The organism is Pseudorhodobacter wandonensis (assembly GCF_001202035.1).
Classification (GTDB): Bacteria; Pseudomonadota; Alphaproteobacteria; order Rhodobacterales; family Rhodobacteraceae; genus Pseudorhodobacter; species Pseudorhodobacter wandonensis.
In genome coordinates this window covers 141295-167248 of sequence record NZ_LGHT01000031.1, presented here as the reverse complement: position 1 = coordinate 167248, position 25954 = coordinate 141295, and the positions used below count along the sequence as shown (strand labels likewise).

23 protein-coding genes are annotated in these 25954 nt (G+C 59.6%); 13 read left to right on the top strand and 10 right to left on the bottom strand.

Annotation, left to right across the window (positions count from 1 at the left end):
* Positions 1 to 101 precede the first annotated feature (101 nt).
* The 10 genes from AKU79_RS09405 (at position 102) to AKU79_RS09360 (ending at position 12171) form a co-directional block, all read left to right on the top strand.
* Complete coding sequence (locus AKU79_RS09405) at positions 102 to 1139, top strand: rod shape-determining protein (protein WP_050523327.1); 1038 nt, start codon at positions 102 to 104, stop codon at positions 1137 to 1139.
* A 61-nt stretch (positions 1140 to 1200) separates the two neighbouring features.
* Entirely contained in the window at positions 1201 to 2112 is a 912-nt protein-coding gene (gene mreC / locus AKU79_RS09400; protein WP_050523502.1) for a rod shape-determining protein MreC, read from the top strand.
* Positions 2112 to 2651 (top strand): hypothetical protein, encoded by a 540-nt coding sequence (locus AKU79_RS09395; protein WP_050523326.1) that lies wholly within the window; start codon positions 2112 to 2114, stop codon positions 2649 to 2651. Before mreC ends, AKU79_RS09395 begins: the two co-directional genes overlap by 1 nt.
* A complete protein-coding gene (gene mrdA, locus AKU79_RS09390; protein ID WP_050523325.1) occupies positions 2648 to 4588 on the top strand; it encodes a penicillin-binding protein 2 in 1941 nt (646 codons plus the stop codon). The genes AKU79_RS09395 and mrdA overlap by 4 nt, the downstream gene beginning before the upstream one ends.
* Positions 4585 to 5724, top strand: a complete 1140-nt coding sequence (gene rodA, locus AKU79_RS09385; RefSeq protein WP_050523324.1) for a rod shape-determining protein RodA — start codon at positions 4585 to 4587, stop codon at positions 5722 to 5724. The genes mrdA and rodA overlap by 4 nt, the downstream gene beginning before the upstream one ends.
* A gap of 116 nt (positions 5725 to 5840) precedes the next feature.
* A complete protein-coding gene (locus tag AKU79_RS09380) occupies positions 5841 to 6773 on the top strand; it encodes a 2-hydroxyacid dehydrogenase (RefSeq protein WP_050523323.1) in 933 nt (310 codons plus the stop codon).
* 146 nt (positions 6774 to 6919) lie between these two features.
* Positions 6920 to 8299 carry a glutamine synthetase family protein gene (locus tag AKU79_RS09375; protein ID WP_050523322.1) on the top strand — a complete coding sequence of 460 codons (1380 nt, stop codon included), beginning with the start codon at positions 6920 to 6922 and terminating at the stop codon, positions 8297 to 8299.
* Between the two features lie 84 nt (positions 8300 to 8383).
* On the top strand, positions 8384 to 9772 hold the full coding sequence (locus AKU79_RS09370; RefSeq protein ID WP_050523321.1) for an aldehyde dehydrogenase family protein: 1389 nt from the start codon (positions 8384 to 8386) through the stop codon (positions 9770 to 9772).
* Positions 9769 to 10929 carry an iron-containing alcohol dehydrogenase gene (locus tag AKU79_RS09365; RefSeq protein ID WP_050523320.1) on the top strand — a complete coding sequence of 387 codons (1161 nt, stop codon included), beginning with the start codon at positions 9769 to 9771 and terminating at the stop codon, positions 10927 to 10929. The genes AKU79_RS09370 and AKU79_RS09365 overlap by 4 nt, the downstream gene beginning before the upstream one ends.
* A gap of 3 nt (positions 10930 to 10932) precedes the next feature.
* Positions 10933 to 12171 (top strand): NAD(P)/FAD-dependent oxidoreductase, encoded by a 1239-nt coding sequence (locus AKU79_RS09360; RefSeq protein WP_050523319.1) that lies wholly within the window; start codon positions 10933 to 10935, stop codon positions 12169 to 12171.
* Here AKU79_RS09360 and AKU79_RS09355 read toward each other — a convergent pair.
* The 8 genes from AKU79_RS09355 to AKU79_RS09320 form a co-directional block, all read right to left on the bottom strand.
* Positions 12143 to 13174, bottom strand: coding sequence for a P1 family peptidase (locus AKU79_RS09355; protein WP_050523318.1), 1032 nt, complete (start codon positions 13172 to 13174; stop codon positions 12143 to 12145). The genes AKU79_RS09360 and AKU79_RS09355 overlap by 29 nt on opposite strands.
* A complete protein-coding gene (locus tag AKU79_RS09350) occupies positions 13158 to 13895 on the bottom strand; it encodes a glucose 1-dehydrogenase (RefSeq protein WP_050523317.1) in 738 nt (245 codons plus the stop codon). The genes AKU79_RS09355 and AKU79_RS09350 overlap by 17 nt, the downstream gene beginning before the upstream one ends.
* 4 nt (positions 13896 to 13899) lie before the next feature.
* Positions 13900 to 15348: an aldehyde dehydrogenase family protein gene (locus AKU79_RS09345; protein WP_050523316.1), complete on the bottom strand. Its 1449-nt coding sequence runs from the start codon at positions 15346 to 15348 to the stop codon at positions 13900 to 13902.
* A complete protein-coding gene (locus tag AKU79_RS09340) occupies positions 15338 to 16948 on the bottom strand; it encodes an ABC transporter ATP-binding protein (protein ID WP_050523315.1) in 1611 nt (536 codons plus the stop codon). The genes AKU79_RS09345 and AKU79_RS09340 overlap by 11 nt, the downstream gene beginning before the upstream one ends.
* Positions 16945 to 17766 (bottom strand): ABC transporter permease, encoded by an 822-nt coding sequence (locus AKU79_RS09335; RefSeq protein WP_050523314.1) that lies wholly within the window; start codon positions 17764 to 17766, stop codon positions 16945 to 16947. The genes AKU79_RS09340 and AKU79_RS09335 overlap by 4 nt, the downstream gene beginning before the upstream one ends.
* Entirely contained in the window at positions 17763 to 18710 is a 948-nt protein-coding gene (locus AKU79_RS09330; RefSeq protein ID WP_050523313.1) for an ABC transporter permease, read from the bottom strand. Before AKU79_RS09330 ends, AKU79_RS09335 begins: the two co-directional genes overlap by 4 nt.
* Before the next feature lie 100 nt (positions 18711 to 18810).
* Complete coding sequence (locus tag AKU79_RS09325) at positions 18811 to 20286, bottom strand: ABC transporter substrate-binding protein (RefSeq protein ID WP_050523312.1); 1476 nt, start codon at positions 20284 to 20286, stop codon at positions 18811 to 18813.
* A gap of 11 nt (positions 20287 to 20297) precedes the next feature.
* On the bottom strand, positions 20298 to 21599 hold the full coding sequence (locus AKU79_RS09320) for an acetylornithine deacetylase/succinyl-diaminopimelate desuccinylase family protein (RefSeq protein WP_050523311.1): 1302 nt from the start codon (positions 21597 to 21599) through the stop codon (positions 20298 to 20300).
* A gap of 310 nt (positions 21600 to 21909) precedes the next feature.
* Here AKU79_RS09320 and gmd point away from each other — a divergent pair, with 310 nt between their 5' ends.
* Entirely contained in the window at positions 21910 to 23025 is a 1116-nt protein-coding gene (gene gmd / locus AKU79_RS09315; protein ID WP_050523310.1) for a GDP-mannose 4,6-dehydratase, read from the top strand.
* A gap of 9 nt (positions 23026 to 23034) precedes the next feature.
* Positions 23035 to 24006 (top strand): GDP-L-fucose synthase family protein, encoded by a 972-nt coding sequence (locus tag AKU79_RS09310; protein ID WP_050523309.1) that lies wholly within the window; start codon positions 23035 to 23037, stop codon positions 24004 to 24006.
* A 7-nt stretch (positions 24007 to 24013) separates the two neighbouring features.
* On the opposite strand, the gene AKU79_RS09305 is transcribed toward AKU79_RS09310, so the two are convergent.
* Positions 24014 to 24790, bottom strand: coding sequence for a hypothetical protein (locus AKU79_RS09305; protein ID WP_050523308.1), 777 nt, complete (start codon positions 24788 to 24790; stop codon positions 24014 to 24016).
* On the bottom strand, positions 24787 to 25053 hold the full coding sequence (locus AKU79_RS09300) for a spike base protein, RCAP_Rcc01079 family (RefSeq protein ID WP_050523307.1): 267 nt from the start codon (positions 25051 to 25053) through the stop codon (positions 24787 to 24789). The genes AKU79_RS09305 and AKU79_RS09300 overlap by 4 nt, the downstream gene beginning before the upstream one ends.
* Positions 25054 to 25260: 207 nt before the next feature.
* Between AKU79_RS09300 and AKU79_RS09295 the strand changes: the two genes are divergently transcribed.
* The gene (locus tag AKU79_RS09295; RefSeq protein ID WP_050523306.1) at positions 25261 to 25911 is read left to right on the top strand and encodes a phosphoribosyltransferase; all 651 of its coding nucleotides are present in this window, start codon (positions 25261 to 25263) and stop codon (positions 25909 to 25911) included.
* The last annotated feature ends 43 nt before the right edge of the window (positions 25912 to 25954 follow it).

Genomic DNA, 25954 nt, shown 5'->3' with positions numbered 1-25954 from the left:
CATGGCTCTTTCCCTTGTTATGTTGGCTCCCTATAAGAAGACGCCTGCCTCAGCCGTCTGAGTCGCGGGGTTTTTCGGTTTACTAAAAGGATTGCTTGAGCATGTGGTTTTTTTCGGGTCTGTTTTCGTCAGACATGGCGATTGACCTTGGCACGGCGAACACGCTTATCTATGTGCGCGGCAAAGGTATTGTGCTGAACGAACCTTCGGTGGTGGCCTATCACGTCAAGGACGGCAAAAAGCAGGTTCTGGCCGTGGGTGAGGATGCCAAGCTGATGCTGGGGCGGACACCGGGCAGCATTGAGGCTATTCGCCCGATGCGTGACGGGGTGATCGCCGATTTCGACACCGCAGAAGAAATGATCAAGCATTTCATCCGCAAAGTGCATAAGCGGACCACATTCAGCAAACCCAAGATTATCGTCTGTGTGCCGCATGGCGCGACGCCGGTGGAAAAGCGGGCGATCCGGCAGTCGGTTCTTTCGGCTGGTGCACGCCGCGCGGGTCTGATTGCCGAGCCGATTGCGGCGGCGATTGGTGCAGGGATGCCGATCACCGACCCCACCGGCAACATGGTGGTTGATATCGGCGGTGGTACGACCGAAGTGGCCGTTTTGTCGCTGGGTGATATTGTTTACGCGCGCTCGGTTCGGGTGGGTGGTGACCGGATGGATGAGGCGATTGTCAGCTATTTGCGCCGCCATCAGAACTTGTTGATCGGCGAATCTACGGCCGAGCGGATCAAGACCAGCATCGGCACGGCGCGGATGCCCGACGATGGGCGCGGCAGCTCGATGACCATTCGCGGGCGCGACCTGTTGAACGGCGTGCCGAAGGAAACCGAGATTAACCAAGCCCAAGTGGCCGAGGCCTTGGCCGAACCGGTGCAGCAAATCTGTGACGCGGTGATGCAAGCGCTTGAGGCGACCCCGCCCGATCTGGCCGCAGATATTGTTGACCGCGGCGTGATGCTGACAGGTGGCGGCGCGTTGCTGGGCGATCTGGATCTGGCGCTGCGCGAGCAGACCGGCTTGTCGATCTCGGTTGCTAACGAATCTTTGAACTGCGTGGCCCTTGGCACTGGCAAGGCGCTGGAGTACGAAAAGCAGCTTCGGCATGTCATTGATTATGAAAGCTAAGACCAAACCGGTTACATAGTATTGGGCCAATCTGCGGCCCGCCCTTTGATGCGAGGCAGTGGTGGCAAGAAACCGCACATCACCGGATGAATACACCCGCCCCCTCCGCCGCATTCTGGTGGGGGTTTTGGTGTTTGCCTTGCTGGCATTGTTCCTGCTTTGGCGCATTGACAGCCCGCGGGTCGAACGGTTCCGGACCGCGCTGGTTGACACATTTGTACCCAGCTTTGAATGGGCTTTGGTGCCGGTGACCAAAACCGTCGATATGGTCAAAAGCTTTCAATCCTACGGCAATCTGTACGACCAGAACCAAGAGCTGCGCCGCGAGTTGCAGCAAATGAAGGCCTGGAAAGAAGCGGCTTTGCAGTTGGAGCAAAAGAACGCGCGCCTGATGGACCTTAATCAGGTTCGACTTGACCCCAAGCTGACCCATGTGACCGGCGTTGTGATGGCCGATAGCGGCAGCCCGTTCCGGCAATCGGTTTTGCTGAACGTGGGCTCGCGCGACGGTATTCAGGACGGCTGGGCCACGATGGATGGCATTGGTCTGGTCGGGCGAATCTCGGGCGTGGGGCAACGCACGGCACGGGTTATTCTGCTGACCGACAGCAACAGCCGCATTCCGGTCACGGCGCAGCCTTCGGGGCAGCGCGGCTTGCTTTCTGGCGATAACTCTGCGCGCCCGCCGCTGGATTTTGTTGAAAAACCGGATTTGGTGCGGCCCGGCGATCAGGTTGTCACCTCGGGCGATGGCGGCGTGTTTCCGGCGGGGCTGTTGGTGGGAACTGTGGTGCAAGGCAACGACCGCCGCCTGCGGGTTTCGCTTTCGGCCGATTATGAGCGGTTGGAATTTTTGCGCGTCTTGCGCAGCCACCCGCAAGAGCCGATTACCGATGCGGGCAATCTGATTGCTGTGCCTGCAACCCAAGCGCCATCGGTGCAAACCGAAGCGCCCGCTGCGGTGGGGCAGTGATGGTGACAGGGATTCGCAACAGCGTTTGGCTGTACCGTGCAGGGTTTGTCGCCATTGCGCTGGTCTTGTTGTTTTTGCGCCTGCTGCCGTTGGGCAGCGTGGCGGGCGACTGGCCGCGCCCTGATTTTCTGCTGTGCCTGATGTTGGCATGGGTGACGCAGCGGCCCGACCAGTTACCGACTTGGTTGATCGCGCTGGTGGTTTTGGTTGAGGACATGGTTTTGATGCGCCCGCCCGGCCTATGGGCTGCGATTGTGGTGCTGGCGACCGAGTTTTTGCGCGCGCGTTCGGCGCTGACGCGGGAATTGGGCTTTGTCACCGAATGGTTGCTGCTTTCGGTTGTGATGGTTGCGATGCTTTTGGCCTATCGTTTGGTTTTCGCCATCGCGTTTTTGGCGCAACCGGGGTTCGGGTTTGCATTTGCCCAGACAATCGGGTCGATTTTGATGTATCCTGCGGTTGTTTGGGGAATGCGCGTTCTGTTGCATCTGCGCAAACCCGGCGCCGGAGAAGTTGACGCGAAAGGGAGACGCATATGAGACGCTCAGCCCGCGACACCGATGAAAGTGCGGCCAAAGTTACCCGACGGGGGCTGTTTCTGGGCGGCTCTATGGCGGCTGTGGTTGCCGTTCTGGGCGCGCGGATGCGGCATATGCAGGTTGACCAAGCCGAAGAATTTAGACTGCTGGCCGAGGATAACCGCATTTCGATCCGGCTTATTCCGCCTGCGCGTGGCCTGATCCATGATCGCAACGGCAAGCTGTTGGCGGGCAATGAACAAAACTATCGCGTGGTGATCAGCCGCGATGATGCGGGCAATGTCGAGGATGTGCTGAACCGCCTGACCGGGATTTTGCCGATCTCGGAGGAAGATTTCGAACGCGCGCTGAAAGAGGCCCGCAAGCGCAGCCCTTTGCCGATTATCGTGTCGGATCGCATTAGCTGGGATGATGTGTCGAAAGTGGCAATCAATGCCCCTGCCCTGCCCGGCGTATCGCCCGAGGTGGGGCTGAGCCGGATTTATCCGCGCGATTTCGATTTTGCGCATATCATCGGTTATGTTGGCCCGGTGAGCGACCGCGATTTGGCCAAGCTGGATGAGCCGGACCCGCTGTTGCAGACGCCCAAGTTTCAGATCGGCAAGATCGGGGTTGAAACCTGGATGGAAGACACGTTGCGCGGCAAGGCGGGCAATCGCCGTGTCGAGGTGAATGCGGTTGGCCGCGTGATGCGCGAGTTGGGGCGGCAGGAAGGTGTGGCAGGCGCCGATATTCGCCTGACGATTGATGCCGATGTGCAGAACTTTGTGCAGGCGCGGCTGGGCGACGAGTCGGCGGCGGCAGTGGTTATGGATGTGCAGAACGGCGACATTCTGGCGATAGCCTCGGCCCCGTCTTTTGACCCGAATCTGTTTGTGCGCGGGATTTCACACGCCGATTACAACGCCTTGACCGAAAACGACCACCGGCCTTTGGCAAACAAAACGGTGGCGGGGGCTTATCCGCCCGGCTCGACCTTTAAGATGGTCACAGCCTTGGCGGCGCTTGAGGCGGGGGCGATCACCACCTCGACCACGGTATATTGCCCCGGCCATTATGAGGTGGGCGGGCGCAAGTTTCACTGCTGGCGGTCCAGTGGCCATGGCAAGGTAAGCCTTGATCGCGCCTTGGGCGAAAGCTGCGATGTGTTTTTCTATGACATTGCGATGAAGGTCGGCATTGATAAAATCGCCGAAATGGGCCGCAGATTGGGCTTGGGCGAGCGGCATGACCTGCCGATGTCGGCGATTACCGATGGTTTGATGCCGAACAAGGCATGGAAGCAAGAGCGCTATAAGAAAGAGTGGGTGATCGGCGACACTGTCAACGCGTCAATTGGGCAGGGCTATGTTTTGTCGTCGCCTTTGCAACTGGCGGTGATGACGTCACGGATTGCCAGCGGGCGGGCGGTTTCGCCGCGGCTTATTCACAGCATTGACGGCGTGGCACAACCCGCGCCTGCTGGCCCGAGCCTGGGATTGGATGCCAATTTGCTGAACTCTGTGCGGCAAGGCATGTTTGCCGTTTGCAACAGCCAGCGTGGCACCGGCTATTCTGCGCGTATTGATGACAAATCGATGCGTCTGGCGGGCAAGTCGGGCACGAGCCAGGTGCGCAACATCAGCGCGGCCGAGCGGGCAAGCGGGGTTATCAGCAACAACGACCTGCCATGGATTCGCCGCGACCACGCACTGTTTGTCGGCTTTGCGCCGTTTGACGCGCCCCGCTATGCGGCGGCGGTGGTGGTGGAACATGGCGGCGGCGGCTCTACCGTAGCAGGCCCGATTGTGCGCGATGCTTTGTTGCGCGCGATGAGCGATGGCTTGCCGCCACTTTCGGCCTATCCAGCGTCACAGCGCAACCGGATCGACACCCAGCAACGCGGTTTGATCTTGCGTGATGCCGAAGGCAACCTACCCGAGAGCACCCGCGCATGAGCTTTTTAGAATATCGGCTAAAGACGGTTCCGACAGGGGCTGCGAAAATCCTGCATGTGAACTGGGCTTTGGTGATGTTGCTGACGGCAATCGCCTCGGTCGGGTTTTTGATGCTGTATTCGGTGGCCGGCGGCCGGATGGAGGTTTGGGCCGAACCGCAGATCAAACGCTTTGTGGCGGGCGTCGGCGTCATGCTGATGGTTGGCTTTGTGCCGATCTGGTTTTGGCGCAACATGGCGGGGCTGGCCTATGCCGGCTCATTGATGCTGCTGGTCGCGGTCGAGCTGTTCGGCTCGATCGGGATGGGAGCGCAACGCTGGATCGAACTGGGGCCACTGCGCTTGCAGCCCTCGGAACTGTCGAAAATCACCTTGGTGATGCTGCTGGCAGCCTATTACGACTGGCTGGATATCCGCAAAACCTCTCGCCCGATCTGGGTGCTGATTCCGGTGATCCTGATCATGCTTCCAACCGCGCTGGTTTTGGTGCAGCCCGACCTTGGGACGGCCTTGCTGCTGATGATGGGCGGCGCGGTGGTGATGTTCTGCGCAGGTGTCAGCTGGTATTATTTCGGCGCGGTTGCGGCGATGCTTGGGGGGGCGATTGCGGCGGTGTTTACCTCGCGCGGGACCAGCTGGCAGTTGCTGAAAGATTACCAATACCGCCGGATCGATACATTCCTTGACCCGTCGAGCGACCCTTTGGGCGCAGGCTACCATATTTCGCAGGCCAAGATCGCGCTTGGCTCGGGTGGTTGGGCCGGGCGTGGATTTATGCAAGGCACGCAAAGCCGCCTAAACTTTTTGCCCGAAAAGCACACCGATTTCATCTTTACCACCCTGGCCGAGGAATTCGGCTTTATCGGCGCTTTTTCCCTTCTAATTCTATATGCGCTGGTGCTGACCTTTTGCATTTCAAGCGCCATCCAGAACAAAGACCGCTTTGCCAGCCTTGTCACACTCGGCATCGCTGCCACGTTCTTTTTCTACTTTGCGATCAATATGTTGATGGTGATGGGCCTTGCCCCTGTCGTCGGCGTGCCGCTGCCTCTGGTTTCTTATGGCGGGTCGTCGATGCTGGTGCTGCTTGCCGCCTTTGGTTTGGTGCAAAGCGCGCATATCCACCGCCCGCGCTAGGTGAAGCCATCGGGATTTAGGTATTTGGACCAAGATGAAGCGCAGACGGCTCTATTTCATCTTGGTCTAAATACCTATACGGCGGTCTGGCAAAGAACAGGCTAAGGGTGAACGCGATGATCAATGTTTATTTTGCGGCTGGTCAGGCACTTTGGCCCAAATATGAGGGGCCCTTGCGCGCGGCCTTGGCCGAGGCAGGCCTTCAGGCCGATGTAGGGGCCGATTGCCCTGCCCCCGATTTGGTCGATTACATCGTTTTTGCCCCCGGCGGCGAGATACAGGATTTCACCCCTTTCACGCGTTGCAAAGCGGTTTTGAACCTGTGGGCAGGGGTTGAGAGGATTGTGACCAACCAAACCCTAACCCAACCGCTGTGCCGCATGGTTGACCCTGCGTTGACTGCCGGGATGGTTGAATGGGTGCTTGGCCACAGTTTGCGCCATCATTTGGGGATGGACCGCCACATCATCAACCCCACGCATAAATGGGACCCAACCTGCCCGCCGATTGCCGCCGAACGCGCGGTGACGGTGCTGGGTTTGGGTGCTTTGGGTCAGGCCTGTGCTGTGGCACTGCAAGGCATCGGGTTCAAGGTTCGGGGCTGGAGCCGGACTGCCAAAGCAGTGGCGGGGCTAGAGACGTTTCACGGTGACCAAGGCCTGCAATCCGCTTTGACGGGGGCCGAGATTGTCGTGTTGCTTTTGCCCAAAACGCCCGAGACCGAGAACATATTGAACGCCGAAAGTCTGGCTTGGCCTGCGCGTGGGGCCGCGATCCTGAACCCCGGCCGCGGGCATTTGATTGACGATGCGGCGCTGCTTGCGGCCTTGGACACGGGCGCGATTGGCCATGCGACGCTGGATGTGTTTCGACAAGAGCCTTTGCCGGCGGGCCACCCGTTCTGGGCGCATCCCCGCGTGACAGTTACGCCGCATGTCGCAGCCGAGACCCGCCCCAATTCGGCCTCGCGGGTGGTTGTCGAAAACATCAGGCGCGGTGAGGCGGGCCTGCCATTTGTGCATTTGGTTGACCGGAGCCTTGGTTATTGACCGAATTCGCACTGTAGGTGAAATTGGGGGCTAGCCTTGCTGTTGGCGCCGCGCTAGCTTTTTGACCAACTGGTTAGGTTCGTGCCTTTAAGGCATGGGCAGGTTTGCCGCCTAACTTTCAGATTTGGACCAATTGGGGGTGCGACATGCCGGGAAATTTGACCTTAGACGCGTTGAAAGCCGCGGCCACAAAAGGTGACATCGACACCGTGATGGTGGCCGCAATTGACATGCAAGGCCGTTTGGTTGGCAAGCGCTTTCATGTGCAGAATTTTATCGACAGTGCCTGGCAGGAAACCCATTGCTGCAACTATCTGATTGCCACCGATATGGAGATGAATACCGTTCAGGGGTATAAATCGACCTCGTGGCAGGCGGGTTATGGCGATTATGTGATGAAGGCCGATATGGCCACGCTGCGCGTTGTGCCGTGGCTGGAGGGTACAGCGCTGGTGCTATGCGATCTGCTGGATCATCACACCCACGCGCCCGTGCCGCATTCGCCGCGCGCCATATTGCAGGCGCAGGTCGCGCGGGCCAAGGCGATGGGCTTTGACGCGATGATGGCGACTGAATTGGAGTTTTATCTATTTGAAAACTCTTACGATTCCTTGCGCGATGGGTATCAGAAAACGGGCCAGATCCGCGATTTGCAGGTAATCTCGCCGCATAACGAGGATTACCAGCTGTTTCAGACCACCAAGGAAGAGGCCGTGATGCGGGCCTTGCGCAACGGGCTGTATGGCGCGGGCATTCCGGTGGAATGTTCCAAAGGTGAGGCCGATGCGGGGCAAGAAGAGATCAACATCCGCTATTCCGACGCGCTGGATACGGCCGACAATCATGTGATTACCAAACAGGCGACCAAAGAAATCGCTTGGGCCAAGGGCCATTCGGTGACATTCATGGCGAAATATAACCATCGCCGCGCGGGGTCATCCAGCCATGTGCATCAGTCGCTTTGGGCCGGATCTACGCCCGCGTTTCAGGATAGTTCCGACGCGCATGGCATGTCTGACCTGATGAAGCATTTTCTGGCGGGGCAGTTGGAACATATCGGCGATATTACCGCGTTTCTGGCGCCCTATGTGAACAGCTACAAGCGGTTTACCGTGGGCATGTTTGCGCCCACAAAGGCCGTGTGGAGCCGCGATAACCGCACTGCCGGTTTCCGTGTTTGCGGCGAAGGCACCAAAGGCGTGCGTGTCGAATGCCGGATTGGCGGGGCCGACCTGAACCCCTATTTGGCGATGGCCGCGCTGTTGGCTGCGGGGCTGGACGGGATAGAGCGCAAGCTGCCGCTGGAACCCGAACTGACCGGCGATATGTATCAGGCGGAAAATGTGCGCACCCTGCCCGCGACGTTGGACGAGGCGGCCAAACGGATGCACAAATCGACCATGCTGCGCGCGGCCTTTGGCGATGATGTGATCGACCATTACCACCATGCAGCAATGTGGGAAGTATCCGAGCATAACCGCGTGGTGACCGACATTGAACTCGCGCGCCTGATGGAACGCGCCTAAGCGTTTCGGCATTGCCAAAGCCTGCCGCGCGGCGCAGATATCTGGCCAAATGGCCACAAGACCTACGTTTTTGATGAGGATGAAATGACCAAAGCGATTTCCTTGATTTCCCCTGTGGATGGCAGCACTTACGCCAGCCGCACGCCCCTGACCCAAGAGCAGGCCGTGGCCGCAGCGGCCCGCGCGCGGGCTGCCCAAAAGGCGTGGGCGGCGCGACCGCTGGTGGAACGGATCGCCTTGGTCAAAGCGGGCGTGGCCGAGCTGGACAAGATCAAGGATACGCTGGTTGAGGAACTGGCATGGCAAATGGGCCGTCCCACCCGCTATGGTGGCGAGTTTGGCGGCGTGCATGACCGCACGAACTATATGGCTGATATTGCAGAAAAAACCTTGGCGCCCGAGGTGATCGAGGACAGTGCCGGTTTCAAACGGATGCTGGCACGTGAGGCTGTAGGCGTGGTGTTTATCGTCGCCCCGTGGAACTATCCGTATCTGACCACGATCAACACTTTGGCCCCTGCCCTAATCGCGGGCAACACGGTTGTGTTGAAACATGCCAGCCAGACCCTGTTGGTGGGCGAGCGTCTGGCGCAGGCCTTTCATGCGGCGGGTGTGCCGGAAGACGTGTTCCAGAATGTGGTGCTGGACCATGCCACGACCGAACATCTGATCGCGACCCGCGCGTTCAATTTTGTCAATTTCACCGGTTCGGTTGGCGGCGGTGTGGCGATGGAAAAGGCGGCTGCGGGTACGTTTACCGGCCTCGGGCTGGAACTGGGCGGCAAAGATCCGGGCTATGTGCGGGCCGATGCCGATCTGGATGCGGCGGTGGATAGCCTGATGGACGGCGCGATGTTCAACGCGGGCCAGTGCTGCTGCGGGATTGAGCGGATTTACGTGCATGAAAGCCTGTATGATGCCTTTGTCGAAAAGTCGGTGGCTTGGGTAAAAGGCCTGACTCTGGGCAACCCGTTTGAGGCAGGCAGCACAATCGGGCCAATGGCCAACAAACGCTTTGCCGCTGTGGTGCGCGACCAAGTGGCCGAGGCTGTGGCCGCAGGGGCCAAGCCGCTGATCGACCCTGCGCTGTTTCCGGCTGATGATGGCGGGGCCTATCTGGCGCCGCAGATTTTGGTAAATGTTGATCACTCGATGCGGGTGATGAAAGAGGAAAGTTTTGGCCCCGTAGTTGGAATTATGAAAGTTTCCGGCGACGACGAGGCGATAACCCTTATGAATGACAGCCCTTACGGCCTGACATGTTCGATTTGGACAAAAGATGCCGAGGCCGCCGCCGCGATTGGCGCGCAGGTTGAAACCGGCACGGTGTTCATGAACCGCTGCGACTACCTTGACCCCGCGCTGTGCTGGACCGGGTGCAAAGATACCGGCCGCGGCGGATCGCTGTCTTATCTCGGGTTCTATTCTGTAACCCGCCCTAAATCCTACCATCTTAAGAAGGTGACGAAATGAGCCACTCTGTCCCCAATCGTAACTGGTCTTACCCGACCGCTATCAAGTTCGGCGTGGGCCGGATTGCAGAGCTGGCGCAGCATTGCAAAGCTGTTGGCATCAAAAAGCCGCTGCTGGTGACCGACCGCGCATTGGCAAGCCTGCCGATTACGGCACAGGCGCTGGATATTCTTGACGCTGGCGGGTTGGGCCGTGCGGTATTTTCTGATGTTGATGCCAACCCGAATGAGGCGAATTTGGCGGCAGGGATTGCCGTGTTCAAAGCCGGTGGCCATGACGGGATTATCGGCTTTGGCGGCGGCTCGGCGCTGGATCTGGGCAAGATGATTGCGCTGATGGCTGATCAGCGTGACGGGCTGGAAGTGTGGGAGATGGAGGATATCGGCGATTGGTGGACCCGCGCCGATGCCAGCAAAATCTACCCCACAATCGCTGTGCCGACGACTGCGGGAACGGGGTCCGAGGTGGGGGCGGCAAGCGTGCTGACCAACTCGGCCACGCATAAGAAAAAGATCATCTGGCACCCCGGATTGATGGCGAAGGCTGTGATTTGCGACCCTGCGCTGACGGTGGGCATGCCGAAATTCATCACCGCAGGCACGGGTATGGACGCGCTGGCGCATTGCCTTGAGGCCTATTGCAGCCCGCATTACCACCCGATGGGCCAAGGCATTGCGCTGGAAGGTATGCGCTTGGTGTTTAAAAACCTGCCGCTGGTCTATGCCGACCCGAACAACCTTGATGCGCGCGCGCATATGATGTCGGCGGCAGCAATGGGGGCGGTTGCCTTCCAAAAGGGGTTGGGGGCGATTCACAGCCTGAGCCACCCGATTGGCGCGGTGTATGGCACGCATCACGGCACGACCAATGCGGTGGTAATGCCGATGGTGCTGGAATTTAACCGCCACGCGATTGAGGATAAAATCGAGGCGGCGGCGCGGTATCTGGGCATTCGTGGCGGGTTTGACGGGTTTTTGGCAGCCGTGATGGACCTGCGCGAAACCCTTGGCATCCCTGAAAACCTTGGTGCGATGGGGGTTGAGGCCGCGCGTCTGGACGAGCTGACCGAAATGGCGCTGGAAGACCCGTCTTGTGGTGGTAACCCTGTTGAAATGACGCGCGAAAATACCCGCAAGTTGTTTGATGCCTGCATGTAAGCCATGGAGGTGAGCAGCGAAATTGCAGTGATTGGCGCAGGGGTGATCGGGCTGGCGATTGCCCATCGCCTTGCGCATGCGGGGCATGAGGTGGTGGTGATCGACCCTGCCCCGCCCGGTTCGGGTGCATCCTACGGCAATGCGGGCACGATTGCGGATTATGCGATCCAGCCGGTTGGCACGCCCGATGTGCTGCGCAATCTGCCCTCGTTGCTGTTTGATCGCAACTCGCCCTTGTCCATCCGCCATGCAGCGCTGCCGACATTGGCACCGTGGTTGCTACGTTTTGCGCGGCAGTCGCTGCCCGATGCGGCGCGGCGCAATGCGGTGGCGATTGCCGGTTTGATGGCGGGCGCCCTGCCCGGTTGGGATGCGCTGGCCGCCGAGATTGGCGGCGAGGATTTGATGCGGCGGCGGGGCTGCATGTATCTGTTTGAAACCGAGGCGGGATATAAGGGCGCACAAAACGATCTGGCCTTTCGGCGCGATCTGGGGGTGTCGGTCGAGATGCTGACCGCAGATGAATTGGCCGCGATGGAGCCGGGCTTGCCGCCTGTGGCCGGTGGTGCAGCCTATTTTCCGAGGGCAGTGTTTTTCGCTGATCCGGGCGCGATGGTTGGCCGGTTAGAGGCAGCCGCGCGGGCCGCAGGCGTGCGGTTTGTCACGGCAAAGGTTGACGGCTTGGCGCGGAATGCGGGTCAGGTGCGGCTGACCGGAACCGGGCTGGAAATGACGGCGCGACGGGTGGTGATTGCGGCCGGCGCACATTCCAAACCGCTGGCGCGCATGGCGGGCGACCGCATACCGCTGGAAACCGAGCGCGGCTATCATGTGGAATGGGATATGGACAGCCCGCGCCTGACGCGGCCCTGCTGCCCCACCGCGCGCGGGTTTTACTTTTGCCCGATGCAGGGGCGTTTGCGCGTGGCGGGCACGGTTGAATTGGGTGGCACCGAGGCCCCGGCCTCAGCCCACCGGATTGCCAAGCTGGTAGAGGGCGCACGGGCGTTTTTCCCCGACCTTGGGGTGCCTGACCGTGAGTGGCTGGGCTTTCGCCCGTCGATGCCCGACAGCCTGCCGGTTATCGGGGCAAGCCGTGGCGGGGATGAGGTAATCCACGCCTATGGTCACGGCCACGTCGGGCTGACGCTGGCGCCGGTGACGGCACAGATTGTGGCCGATTTGCTGGGCGGGCGCACACCGGATGCAGCGATTAGGCCTTGTTTGCCGACGCGCTTTTAACCGGTTGATAACAGGGCAAAATATCGCCGTCCGCAGGGGTTGCCGCATAGACCGCACGGGCGATGGCACGTGACAGGCACAGGGCTGCGGCATGGCCGATTTGCGCCAGATCCGCATCGCTTGCAGGCGGGCCGTTTCCGGTAGAGAGGGCAAAGACCAGATCGCCGTCATGCGGGCTGTGGGCGGGCACAACCGCGCGCGCGATACCGTCATGGGCGGCGACCGACAGGCGATGGCATTGCGCCTTGGTCAGCGTGGCATCGGTGGCGACAATGGCGATTGTGGTATTGGCGCGCGGCCCCAGCATTGCCGCGATCTTATCCGATACCAGCGGGCCGCACTGCCCTGCCGCAGGGTCGGGGCCAAGCCCGCCGAATTCATCATTCAGCTCAAACGGTGCGGCCCAGAAGTGGCGGCCGCCGGGGGTCGTTACATGGCCCACGGGGTTGGCGGCGACCAATGCGCCGACCGTGACGCCATCCGTCAGCACCAATGAGGACGAGCCGAGCCCGCCTTTGTGCATCGCCGTCAGCGCCCCTGTGCCCGCCCCGACCGAGCCCAGATCAAAGCGGGTGGTGGCCGCATCCAAGGCGCGGCGGCCAAGGGCGGCATAGGGGTTTTCGACCCAATCCTTTTCGCCGCCATTCAGCAGATCGAACAGAATTGCACCCGGAACCAAGGGGATAAGCGCCGCACCGATGCGCAGCCCCCGCCCCGCATCGCGCAGGCCTGCGGTGACGCCGGAACAGGCATCAAGGCCAAAGCTCGACCCGCCCGAGAGCACCAGCGCATCAACTTGGGCCACGGTTTTATCAGGGGCCAAAAGATCGGTTTCACGGGTGCCGGGCGCGCCGCCCATCACATGCACGCTGGCAGTAAAGGGCGCATCGCCAAGCAGCACCGTGGTACCGGATTTCAACACCGGATCTTGGGCGTTGCCGACCTTTAGCCCCGCCACATCGGTAATCAGGTTGCGCGGGCCGGATTTATATGCAGCGACCACCGTCCACCTCCATCGCGATGCCGGTGATCATAGACGCCTCATCCGAGCAGAGAAAACAGGCGGCGTTGCCCATATCTTCGGGGGTGGAAAACCGGCCTAAAGGGATGGTCGACAGGAATTTGGCGCGGATTTCAGGGGTATCTTGGCCCATGAAAGATTTGAGCAGAGGCGTTTCGCCCGCGACGGGGTTCAGCGCATTCACGCGGATGCCAAAGGGGGCAAGTTCAACCGCGAGCGAACGGGTGGCGGTGATGACCCAGCCTTTGGAGGCGTTGTACCAGCTGAGGTTGGGGCGCGGCGAGACACCTGCGGTAGAGGCGATGTTCAGGATATTGCCTGCGCGCCGCGCCTTGAAGGCGGGCACAAAAGCCTGTGTTGTCAGATAGATCGCCTTGATATTGATGGCGAGAATACGGTCAAAATCGGCGTCCGAGACGGTTTCGGTTGGCGCGGGCAGATGGGTGACGCCTGCGTTATTGACGACGATATCAACGGGGCCGATGGCCTCGGCCATATCGAACAGCGCGGTCACTTGGTCGCGGCTGGAAATATCGCAGGCGAAGGCGGTGCCGTTGATGGATTTTGCCACGGCCTCGGCGGCGGCGGCGTTGATGTCGGCGACGATAACATGCGCGCCCTCGGCGGCGAATTTGGCAGCGATACCTGCGCCAAAGCCCGACCCTGCGCCGGTGACGACTGCGATTTTGTTTTTCAATCTCATGTGCTTACCCGTGCCAAGTTGCAACTGTTTTCAGGGTGGAAAAGCCGTAGAGCGCCTCAAACCCCTTTTCGCGGCCATGGCCGGATTTGCCGGTGCCACCAAATGGCAGCTCTACCCCGCCGCCCGCGCCGTAATTGTTAACGAAAACCTGACCCGCGTGAAGCGCCTTGGACAGCCGCATCTGGCGGCCACCGTCGCGCGTCCAGACGGCGGCGACGAGGCCGTATTCGGTGCCGTTGGCGATGGCCAGCGCGTCTGCCTCGGTGTCAAAGGGGATAAGAACCTGCACTGGGCCAAAGATTTCTTGCTGGGCCAAGGGGTGATTTGGCGGCACGTTATCAAACAGGGTCGGCGCGATGTAATGGCCCGCAGATGGCGCATCCGCCATGATTTTACCTTGGGCGGCGATGGTCAAATCGCGGCCTTGGTCCCGAAACCCCGCCACAATTTGCTTTTGCCGCGCCGAGATCAGCGGGCCAACCGATGGGTCGCTGGGCGCTGGGCCAACGGTCAGCGCGGTATAGGCTGCGGCCATGCGGTCGCGCACCAGGGTATAAACACCGCGCTGCACCAGAATGCGGGAGGAGGCCGAGCAGGTTTGGCCTGCGTTCTGGATGCCCGCATTCACCAGAAACGGCAAAGCGCGGTCAAGATCGGCATCGTCAAACACGATTTGCGGGGATTTACCGCCCAATTCCAGCGTGACTGGTACCACGTTTTGCGCCGCCGCCGTCTGGATAAGCCGCCCCACACCGACCGAGCCGGTAAAGGACAGATGGTTAACGTTCGGATGCGCGGCCAGTGCGGCCCCCGCCTCGGCCCCCAAGCCGGTGACCACGTTCAGCGCACCTGCCGGCAGGCCTGCCTCATGCGCCAAGGCGGCAAAGGCAAGGGCGGTCAGGCAGGCTTCCTCGGCCGGTTTCAGCACACAGGCATTGCCCATTGCCAAGGCTGCGCCGACCGAGCGGCCAATGATCTGCATCGGGTAATTCCACGGGATGATATGGCCCGTCACGCCATGCGGTTCGCGCAGGGTATAGACGGTGTAGCCCTGCAAATAAGGGATGGTTTCACCCATGATTTTATCGGCCGCGCCACCGTAAAATTCCATATAGCGGGCAAGGGCCACGGCATCGGCGCGGGCTTGGGTAATCGGTTTGCCGACATCGCGGGCCTCTAGCTGGGCCAATTCCTCGGTGCGGGTCAGGATAAGCTGGCCAAGACGGGTAAGGATGCGACCACGTTCGGTTGCGGTCATTTGGCCCCAAGCGCCGGTCAGGGCGCTGCGGGCGGCGGTGACGGCGGCATCAATATCGGCAGCCGTGCCGCGCCCGATGGTGGTGATTTCCGTGCCATCCGAGGGGTTGGAAAGCGTGAGTGTAGCCTCGGCGCGGGTCCATTCGCCTGCGATCAGATGGCAGGCTTGGGGGATTGCAAAGCCGCTAAGGGGCATGGGTCAGGCTCCTATCAGAAAAATCGGGCAGTTTGGGCGAGGCGGCCAAAAGCGTTCGGGTATAGGGGTGCGAGGGCGCGTCAAACACCTGCGCGGTTGGCCCTAGTTCAACAATCTGGCCCGCCTGCATCACCAGGACGCGGTCGGTGATGCTGCGCACGACGGCCAGATCATGGCTGATAAACAGATAGGCCAAAGGGCGCTTGCGGCAAAGATCGGCCAACAGATCAAGCACTTGCGCGCGGACGGATACATCGAGCGCCGAGACCGCCTCATCAAACACGATCAGCGCGGGGTCGTTGATCAGCGCGCGGGCGATGGCGATACGCTGGCGCTGGCCACCGGAAAACTGGTGGATGTATTTATGGGCGTCCGAGGGGTGCAAGCCGACATCTGCAAGGGCCGATGCGATTTTCGCCCAGCGCTCTGCGCCTTGGGGGGGCGTGTCGAGCAAGTGAAACGGCTCGGTGATCAGGCGGTCAACGCGGTGGCGGGGGTTAAAGCTGCTATAGGGGTCCTGAAACACAACCTGCATCTGGCGCCGCACAGTCAGGTTGGCGTGGCGGTCGGTCCAGACGGGGGCGCCGTTCAGGGTAATCTCACCGGCTTGCACGGGTTCCAGCCCCAGAATGGCACGGGTCAGGGTAGATTTGCCGCAACCGGATTCGCCCACAAGCCCAAGGCGTTCGCCGTGGTTCAGGGTAAACGACACATCGCGCACAGCCAGCGTTTGCCCGCGCGGGCCAAACAGGCTGCGGCGTGGTTGGGCATAGCTGCGGCTGACGTTTTGCACGCGCAGCAGCGGTGCGGGCGCGGGCGGCGCGGGCAGATTGACCTGATGGGATGAGGCCGCGAACAATGCGCGGGTGTAAGGGTGGGTCTGGTCACGCAGCACGGCCATGGTGGGGCCGGATTCCACCACCCGCCCCTGCTGCATCACGACAATGCGGTCGGCCACGTCGGCCACAACGGCCAGATCATGGCTGATCATCAACAGGCCCATCCCGAACTCTTGTGCAAGCCCTTGTAGCAGCGTCAGAATATGCGCCTGTGTGGTGACATCAAGCGCCGTTGTGGGTTCATCGGCGATCAGCAGTTTAGGACGCAGGGCAATGGCCATGGCGATGACAACGCGCTGGCGCTGCCCGCCGGACAGCTGATGCGGGTAGCGGTTCAAGGGAAAGCGGTCTGGCGGCAGGCCGACGCGTTCAAGCATGGCAGCCGCTCGGCGCAGGGCCTCGGCCTTGGGCACAGATTGGTGGATGCGGATGGTTTCGGCGACCTGGGTGCCGATGGGCAGCACGGGGTTCAGCGCGGTCATCGGCTCTTGGAACACCATGCCGATTTCATTGCCGCGTAGGGCGCAAAGGGCGGGTTCTGGGGTGGTCAGGATGTCGGTTCCATCCAGCACTATCCGGCCCGTGGTTTGGATGCCGTCAGGGCAAAGGCCCATCACAGCCAGCGCCGTCATTGATTTGCCAGAACCGCTTTCGCCGGTGATGGCGACGATTTCACCCGCGTTCACAGTCAGCGAGATATCGTGCAATATCGGAAGGGTTCCGATCTGCAAGGACAGGTTTTCGATTGCAAGCAAGGTCATGCCCGCACCACGCGGACACGCGGGTCCAGCAAATCGCGCAAGCCGTCGCCCAGCAGGTTCAGGCCCAAGACCATGAAAACAATCACCAACCCAGGCACCAGCGCCACATGCGGGGCGATTGCGGCCAAGGTTTGCGCATCGGCCAGCATCCGGCCCCAACTGGCGGTCGGGGGCTGCGCGCCAAGCCCGATATAGGACAGCGCCGCCTCGGCCAGAATGCCGAGTGAGAACTGGATGGTGCCCTGTACGATCATCAGATTGCCGATATTGGGCAGGATATGTTCAACCGAAATTCGCGCCGAGGATTTGCCGGAAACGCGCGCCGCCAGAATGAAATCGCGCGACCAGATTGACAGCGCCCCTGCCCGCGACAGCCGCGCAAAGACCGGAATGTTAAAGATGCCGATGGCGATGATCGCATTCACAGCGCTGGGGCCGAAAACGGCGGTGATCAGAATGGCGATGACAAGGCTGGGAAAGGCGAAGACCAGATCGTTGCCGCGCATGATGACCTCATCCAGCCATGATCCGTGGCGGGCGGCGGCCAGCAGGCCCAGCGGGATGCCAAGGCCCATGCCGATACCCACCGCCAGAAACGCCACCGCGATTGAGGTGCGTGCGCCCATCATCACCATCGACAGGATATCGCGGCCCAGCTGATCTGTGCCCATCCAATGCGCAAGGCTTGGGGGTTGCAGCTTGGCCGGAATATCCAGCAGCGTGATGTCAAAAGGCGTCCAGACAAAAGACACCGCCGCTGCGCCAAGAAAGAAAAGCGTTAGAATGGCGCCAATGATCAGGCTGCGAGAGTATTTCATCGCGCTGTCCGCAAGCGGGGGTCAACGGCGCCGTAAGCAAGGTCAACGACGAAGTTTACCATGATGACAAGGAACACCAGCAGCATCACCACGCTTTCCACAACCACCAGATCACGCGCTGATATGGCCTGAAAGATCATGCGGCCGAGACCGGGAAGGAAGAACACCTGTTCAATGACGATGCCGCCTGCCAGTAGGAACGAGAATTGCAGCCCGATGATGGTCAGAACCGGAATAAGCGCGTTGCGCAGGGCGTGACGCCAGAGTGCTTGGCGGCGGCTAAGGCCCTTGGCGCGGGCGGTGCGGATGAAATCCTCGCCCAGCATATCCAGCAGGGATGAGCGCATGACGCGGGTCAGGATAGCGGCTTGCGGCAAGGCAAGGGCAAAGGCGGGCAAGGTCAGGGATTTGAGGCCCGCAAACAGCCCCTTATCCCAGCCCGCAAAACCGCCGGCGGGGAACCAGCGCAGCTTGATCGCAAAGATCATCACAAGGATCATCGCGAACCAGAAATTGGGGATAGCAACGCCGATTTGCGTGCTGCCCATGACCCCCAGATCGCCCAGCCGCCCGCGCCTGCTGGCCGCGAAGACGCCGGCAGGAAAGGCGATCAGCACCGAAAGCGTAAGCGCGTAAAGCGCCAGCGGCAGTGACACCCAGACACGGTCAGCGATCATTGCGGCAATGGGGGTGCGATAAGTATAGGAAATGCCGAAATCGCCCTGCACCATGCCCGCGACCCAAGCGACATAACGCTCTTGCACCGGTGCATCGAGGCCCAGTTCGACCCGCAGCGCCTGCAATGTATCGGGGCGGGCATTGATGCCCAGCATATAGGCGGCGGGATCACCGGGGACAATTTCGACCACCGAGAAAATCACCACCGAGGCCACGGCGAGGCTGAGGATAAGCGAGACAAGCCGACCCAGGACGTAACGCGTCATCTGCAGCGTTCAGCGTTGAAAGGCGGCGGGCGAAACATGGGCGGGCCTTTGACAGCAGGAAAACGACGGGCGGCGCAGATTGCACCGCCCGCCCGATAGATTATGGCCAGGTAACGCCTGTCAGATCAATGGCCGCAGTAGGCTGGTTCAGCCACAGCCCTGTGATACCGGCGCGGGCCACAGTCGGCACTGCCAGCTCAAACAAATAGGCGTTCACGTAATCCTCGGCGATGATCTGCTGTGCTTGTTTCAACAGCTCGGACCGCTTGGCGGGGTCGGTTGTTGCCTCAAGCGTTTTCATCAGCTCTTGGAAGGCGGGGTTGTCATATTGAAAATAGTAATCGGGATTGGCGTAGATACCGATATCCATCGGCTCGGTATGGCTGACGATGGTCATGCCGAAATCCTTGCCTTTGAAGGTGGTTTCCAACCACTGCGCCCATTCCTGATTTTCAATCTCGGCGTTAATCCCCACGGCCCGCAATTCGGCCGCGATAATTTCACCCCCGCGCCGCGCATAGGATGGCGGCGGCAGTTTCAGCGTGGTGGTAAAGCCATCGGGAAAGCCTGCCTCGGCCAACAGCTTTTTGGACAGTTCGGGATCATAGCCCGAAAGTGCGGTCAGATCGACGTAATCGGGGTTATGCGGGGCAAAATGCGTGCCGATCGGCGTACCAAGGCCATACATTGCGCCGTCAATAACCGCTTTGCGATCAATGGCATGGGCAACCGCCTCGCGCACCAGTTTGTTATCAAACGGCGGCAGCTTGTTGTTCATCGCCAGAATTGTCTCGCCCTCGGAGTTGCCAACGAGCACCTGGAACCGCGGATCGGATTCAAACTGCGGCAGGTTTTCGGGGGCGGGAAAGCCGACATAAACGTCAATATCTTCGGCCATCATCGCCGCAAAGGCGGCTGTCGGGTCCGAGATAAAGCGGAAAGTTGCGGTTTCAAGCGCGGCAGGCGTGCCCCAGTAGTCGGGGTTTTTGACCAGCGTCAGATGGTCGCCCTGCACCCAGTTGTCAAATTTGAACGCGCCGGTACCGATGGGTTTCGACGCGATATCGGCAATGCTTTCGGGGGCCACGATCACCGCATCACCCCAAGCCATATTGAACAGGAAAGAGCCATTCGCCGCCTTCAGCGTGACCTGTACCGTCAGCGGATCAACGACCGTCACATCGGTGATGCCCGAGAACAGGCCCTTTTGGGCGTTGGTGCTGCCTTCGGCGCGCGCGCGGTCAAGGCTGAATTTCACATCTTCGGCGTCCATTGTGGTGCCGTCATGGAATTTCACACCCTCATGCAGGTGAAAGGTGTAAATCGTGCCATCCTCGGAAATCTCCCAGCTTTTGGCCAGACCGGGTACGACAGACCCATCCGACATAAAACGGGTCAGGCCTTCGAAGATGTTTGAATAGACAACCGAGTCAATGGCTTGGGCTGCGCCGCCTGTTGGGTCAAGGTTTGGCGGCTCTAGCTGCATGGCGACGCGGATGTCGGTGTGCTGCGCATAGGCCGCGCTGGCAAATGCGGCCGTGGCCCCTGCCAGTGCAAGTGTGACGAACTTATTCATTTGTGGTCCCCCTAAGTCGTTTTATCAAGCAGCAATGAGGCAAGGCTTTGTGCCATGACCGCGGCGCTATCACTCATATCTGCGACGCCGACATATTCATCCGGCTTGTGGGCAAGTTCAAGCAAACCGGGGCCATATGCTACACAATTTTTCAGTTTTCCGATCCGATCAATGTGTTTTTGGTCATAACTGCCGGGCGAGGCGACGAATTCCGGCTCTTTGCCCAAAACGGCCCTGATCGCATCGGCCACAGTTCGGGCGACAGGAGAATCGCGGTCGGTCATCGAAGGGATGACATGGTTTAACTCTTTGATCGCATAGTCAAAATTTGGACGGTTGCGTTTCAGGCCTTCGAGCAGGTCCAGGATTTCACCGGATACTGACTCTTTGCTTTCCTCAAGCAGATAGCGGCGGTCGATGACGATACGGCAGCTGTCGGGCACGCAATGCGAGGGCAGCGCGGTAGAGGCCGCCGGCTGTTCGGGCTGGCCGCCGTGGATAGAGTTGATGTTCATCGTTGACGATCGCGCCCCTTCGGGTACCACCGGCATATCGGTGCGGCGCGCGGCCATTGCGGGATAAAGCGAGGTTTCAAAGGCATTGATCACCGCCCCCATATGCCGCACCGCGCAATCGCCCAGAAACGGCATCGAGCCATGGGCAATTTCGCCAAAGGTTTCAATCTCGGCCCACCAGCCGCCGCGATGGCCAAGGCAAACACGGTCTTTTTGCAGCGGTTCGGGGATAATGACATGCTGCACCCGCGCAGGTGAAAAGAACCCCTTTTCGGCCAGATAGGCCACGCCGCCGTAACCACCGGATTCCTCATCTGCCGTGCCGGAAATTTCTATGGCGCCGTTGAAATCGGGGTAAGTGGCAATAAACGCCTCAACCGCGATGATGGATGCGGCAAGCCCGCCCTTCATATCGCAGGCGCCACGGCCATAGATTTTGCCATCACGCAGCAGCCCGCCAAAGGGATCGACCGTCCAGCCTTTGCCCACCTCAACCACATCAATATGGCTGGTGAAATGCACGCAAGGGCCGCCTGCCCGCCCCTCGCGCCGCGCGACGACATTCCAGCGCGGATAGGCATCGCTATCGCCGGGGGTGCCATGGGCGCGGATCAGCTGTGTTTCAAACCCTGCGCCGCGCAACCGCCGGTCAAGGTATTCGCATATCTCAAGATAATTGTCGCCCGGCGGGTTCAGGGTCGGGATGCGGATCAGATCCTGGGTCAGCGCCACAAGGTCATCGCGGCGATCTGCGATAGCATTCAAAAGAAGCGGCGATAAGGCTGGGCTGTGTTTCATGGGGATAGCATTGCCGATAGTTTATGCCTTGGCAATACAGCGCAAACGCGGGGCACGTGGGGTTTTTTGAAAGGGAATTGGCCGGTTTGGTGCGCGCTGCGAACCAAAGGGACTGATCGCGCTTTGGGCGTTGCTTGGCCGATATTGCACAAGCTGAACCTTATGAGCGATTCAAATCACTGCTTTTCAATCACAGGTTGTTGCTCTATCTGTGCAATCACAGCGTGTTGCGGCCTTGAAAGCTGAGGGAATTTCAGCCGCGCATCGCGTGCTGCAAGACCTATGGCAAAACGAACCGCAGGGGTAAGGCGTGAAGAAAGCATTGATCACCGGGGTTACGGGACAGGATGGTTCCTATCTGGCCGAGTTCTTGTTGGAAAAGGGGTATGAGGTACATGGCATCAAGCGGCGGGCCTCATCATTCAACACCCAACGCATCGACCATATTTACCAAGACCCCCATACGACGAATGCCAATTTCTTTTTGCACTATGGCGACCTGTCTGACAGCTCTAACCTGACGCGGATTTTGGCGCAGGTGCGGCCGGACGAGGTGTATAACCTTGGCGCGCAAAGCCATGTTGCCGTCAGCTTTGAGGCGCCGGAATACACGGCCGATGTTGATGCGCTTGGCACTTTGCGGCTGCTAGAGGCTATTCGCTTTCTGGGCATGGAAAAGACGACACGGTTTTATCAGGCCTCGACCTCGGAGCTTTATGGTTTGGTGCAGGAAACCCCGCAGCGCGAAACCACACCGTTCCACCCGCGCAGCCCCTATGCGGTGGCCAAAATGTACGCTTATTGGATTACCGTAAACTACCGCGAGGCTTACGGCATGTATGCTTGCAACGGGATTTTGTTCAACCATGAGTCCCCCCGGCGCAGTGAAACTTTTGTCACCCGCAAAATCACCCGCGGCTTGGCCAATATTGCCCAAGGGTTAGAGCGCTGCCTGTATATGGGTAATATCGACAGCTTGCGCGATTGGGGCCATGCCAAGGATTATGTGCGCATGCAGTGGATGATGCTGCAACAAGAGGTGGCGGATGATTTTGTCATCGCCACCGGCAAGCAATATTCTGTGCGCGACTTTATCCGCTGGGCAGCCGAGGATCTGGGCATCACGCTGGCATTTGAAGGCGAAGGGCTGACCGAGACGGCGCGGGTTGTGGCGCTGCACGGCGATAAGGCCCCTGCCCTGACTGTGGGCGATGTGGTGCTGCGGATCGACCCCAAATATTTTCGCCCGGCCGAGGTGGAAACGCTGCTGGGCGACCCAAGCAAAGCCCATGAAAAACTGGGCTGGCGCCCCGAGATTTCAGCGCGCGAGATGTGCGCCGAAATGGTTGCGTCCGATCTTGATGCCGCGTGCGAGCAAGCCTTGCTGGGGCGGCACGGCTATCGCAAAACCATTTGCAGCGTGTAAGGGGCGGCCATGCGCAAGATTTTCATTGCAGGTCATCGGGGTTTGGTTGGCGGCGCGATTTTGCGCCTGCTGACTGCGCGGCAAAACAGCGGCGAGCGGCTGGAGCTGGTAACACGGACCCATGCCGAGCTGGACCTTACCGATCAACTGGCCGTGCGTGATTTCATGCAAAGGGCGCGGCCGCATGAGGTGATCCTTGCCGCAGCGCGCGTCGGCGGGATTGTCGCAAATAGCAGCCAACCGGCTGACTTTATTTATGAAAACCTGATGATACAAACCAATGTCATTCATCAGGCCTATAAGGCGGGCGTGCAAAAGCTGCTGTTTTTGGGCTCGAATTGCATTTACCCCAGAATAACCACGCAGCCAATTCGCGAAAACATGCTGATGACCGGCACCTTAGAGCCGACGAACGAGCCCTATGCCTTGGCCAAAATTGCCGGCATCAAGCTGTGCGAAAGTTATAACCGGCAATATGGCACTGATTTCCGTGCTGTCATGCCTTCCAATCTGTACGGGCCACATGACAATTTTCACCCGCAAAACTCGCATGTTTTTCCCGGTCTGATCCGCCGGTTTCATGAGGCTGCGGTATCGGGGCAAAGCGAGGTTGTGGTTTGGGGCACTGGCACCCCACGGCGCGAGTTTTTGCATGTGGATGATATGGCCCGCGCCAGCATGTTCGTACATGAATTGCCCGATGCGGTCTTTCAGGCGAATACCGCACCTATGCTGAGCCATATCAATATCGGGACAGGCACGGACATCACCATTGCCGAATTGGCGGGTATGATCGCCGAGGCCACGGGTTTTAAAGGGACGATCCGGTTTGATGTGTCAAAGCCCGACGGCACACCCCAAAAACTGATGGATATAACGCGGCTTGCAAAAATGGGCTGGCGCGCGCAGACCCCGCTGGATGTTGGAATCAAACAGACTCTGCGCTGGTTTGTTGAAAATCAGAACGCCTTTCGATCATAGTTTTGCGTTAGAATGCGCCGGTTTTTGCGTTCAAAAACGCGGTGATCTGCGTCGTTTCTGCCGGTGTCAGCAGTCGGCCGATACCGACCAGCCCGTAAACTCTGGCATTCAGATATTGCGCCGATCCAGTGCGGCGGCCAATTGAGACGACACCCGTGGAAAAGGTATCACTGCCACTGGCCGCCGTCGCCGAAAGCGCTGTTCCTCCATTTGCGGACATCCGGACCTTGCGGTTTGACATGTCGAAATCGGCAACCAGAACACCCGATACCGGGGCTGCGGCAATATGGCGAACGGTCGCATTCACCGATAAAGACGACCACAGGAACGCCGCAAAGTCGGTGCCTGACGGACCCGGTGCCTCAATGGTAAGGCGCGGTGCGCCCTCACCATCGATGACTGTTGCACGTGTATCTGCGTTTTTGCGCAGGCCGGTGCCGATTGTCGCCTGAAGACTGGCCCAGTTTATGGCCGGTGTTGTCAGATGATCGTTGATGCCATCAAATTCCAACCAATGCTTGCTGCCATCGTTTTTGTACAAGGGGCGTGCCGATGCGGTGGCCTGCACCGCGTGATTTCCTTTGCCCGAAATATCATTGATGCGCCCGACCGGCTGGTTTGTGGCCGTCACCGGAATCGTGCCGGCCGCATCCTGAAACAGTGTCGAAATCTGCGACGGGTCGAATAGGAAACCCGTGACGCCCGCGGTGAAAAGCGCTGTTGGCGGGCCGTTCAGGCGGCTTTTTGCCGGGGTCGTTACCCCGATGGAATAATCCACCCTCATGCGAGAACCAAAGCGTGAATGCCTGTGGCAGTCGTGCCCGTGCTAAGGACGCGGCTGGCACCGACAGGAAGAATGGAATTATTGGCGACAACAACCGTTCTGGTTGCCCCGGCAACGGTAACAAAGCTAAGCGCACCACCGGTTTCGACATAGAGCGCAAGGGCGACATGGACCAGATCGACGCTATTGTTCGGCGTTACCGGCATGATGTCGGTGGCGGGGCCGCTCAGCGAAAGTGTACGGTTTGCAAAAGGGTTTGACATGTCAGTTCTCCGATGAATTCAACTGCAAAGGGCTGCCGCGGATACCCCCCGACAGCGCCTCGCAAAATGTCTAATGCCCATCCCTTAATTTATGCCGACAGCACCGGACGCTCCGTTAGCGGCCCATCCGCGCAAACACTCTTTTCAGTTGCACAGCACCCAAGTGAATGCCATTAAGGGTTGTACTGATTTCTTTATTAAAGAGGCATGCTTACTGTGGTCGACCACCCGCGCGCGCCATTTATCAAACCGGTCATCACCTTTGACGATGGTGAGCTTGGACGGGCCATGTTGGCCCTGTGGAAACAAGTCGCACAGAGCCGCCCCGCGCCGGATGCCGTTGTTGGAATTGCCAGCGGTGGCCTTTTATGCGCCGAAAAGCTTAAAGATAGCTTAAATCTGCCGGTGTTTTCCTGCGCCATGCGCCGCCCGGGCACAGAGGCGAAACGATTGCCTGTATTGCAGATTGTATTGCAAGCTGCGCTGCGGGCCATGCCTTACAGCATTTCCAATTGCATTCGCCGGATCGAGGATCGACAGCTTGCGCGCCGCGCGACAAAGACTCCGACGTCCCTTCGGCAACCCAGTGCCCAACTGCTTGCCGATGTGGCATTTGTTGCCGAGTCCGTTGCGGCACAGCGCCTGCGCCATGTGCTAATCGTGGATGACGCGGTCGATAGCGGCGCAACCTTGGCCTGTGTTTACACCAGCCTGCGCAACGCCTTGCCGCAAGATGTGTCGATCACAACCGCAGTCATCACGCAGACCCGGCCCAGCCCCGCATTTTATCCCGATGTTATTCTGTTTCGCGACACATTGTGTCGCTTTCCTTGGTCCCTGGATTTTCGCGGAGTCTGACTTTTGAATATGGCAGCAGCCTTGCACAAGAGAGTCGTGTTTT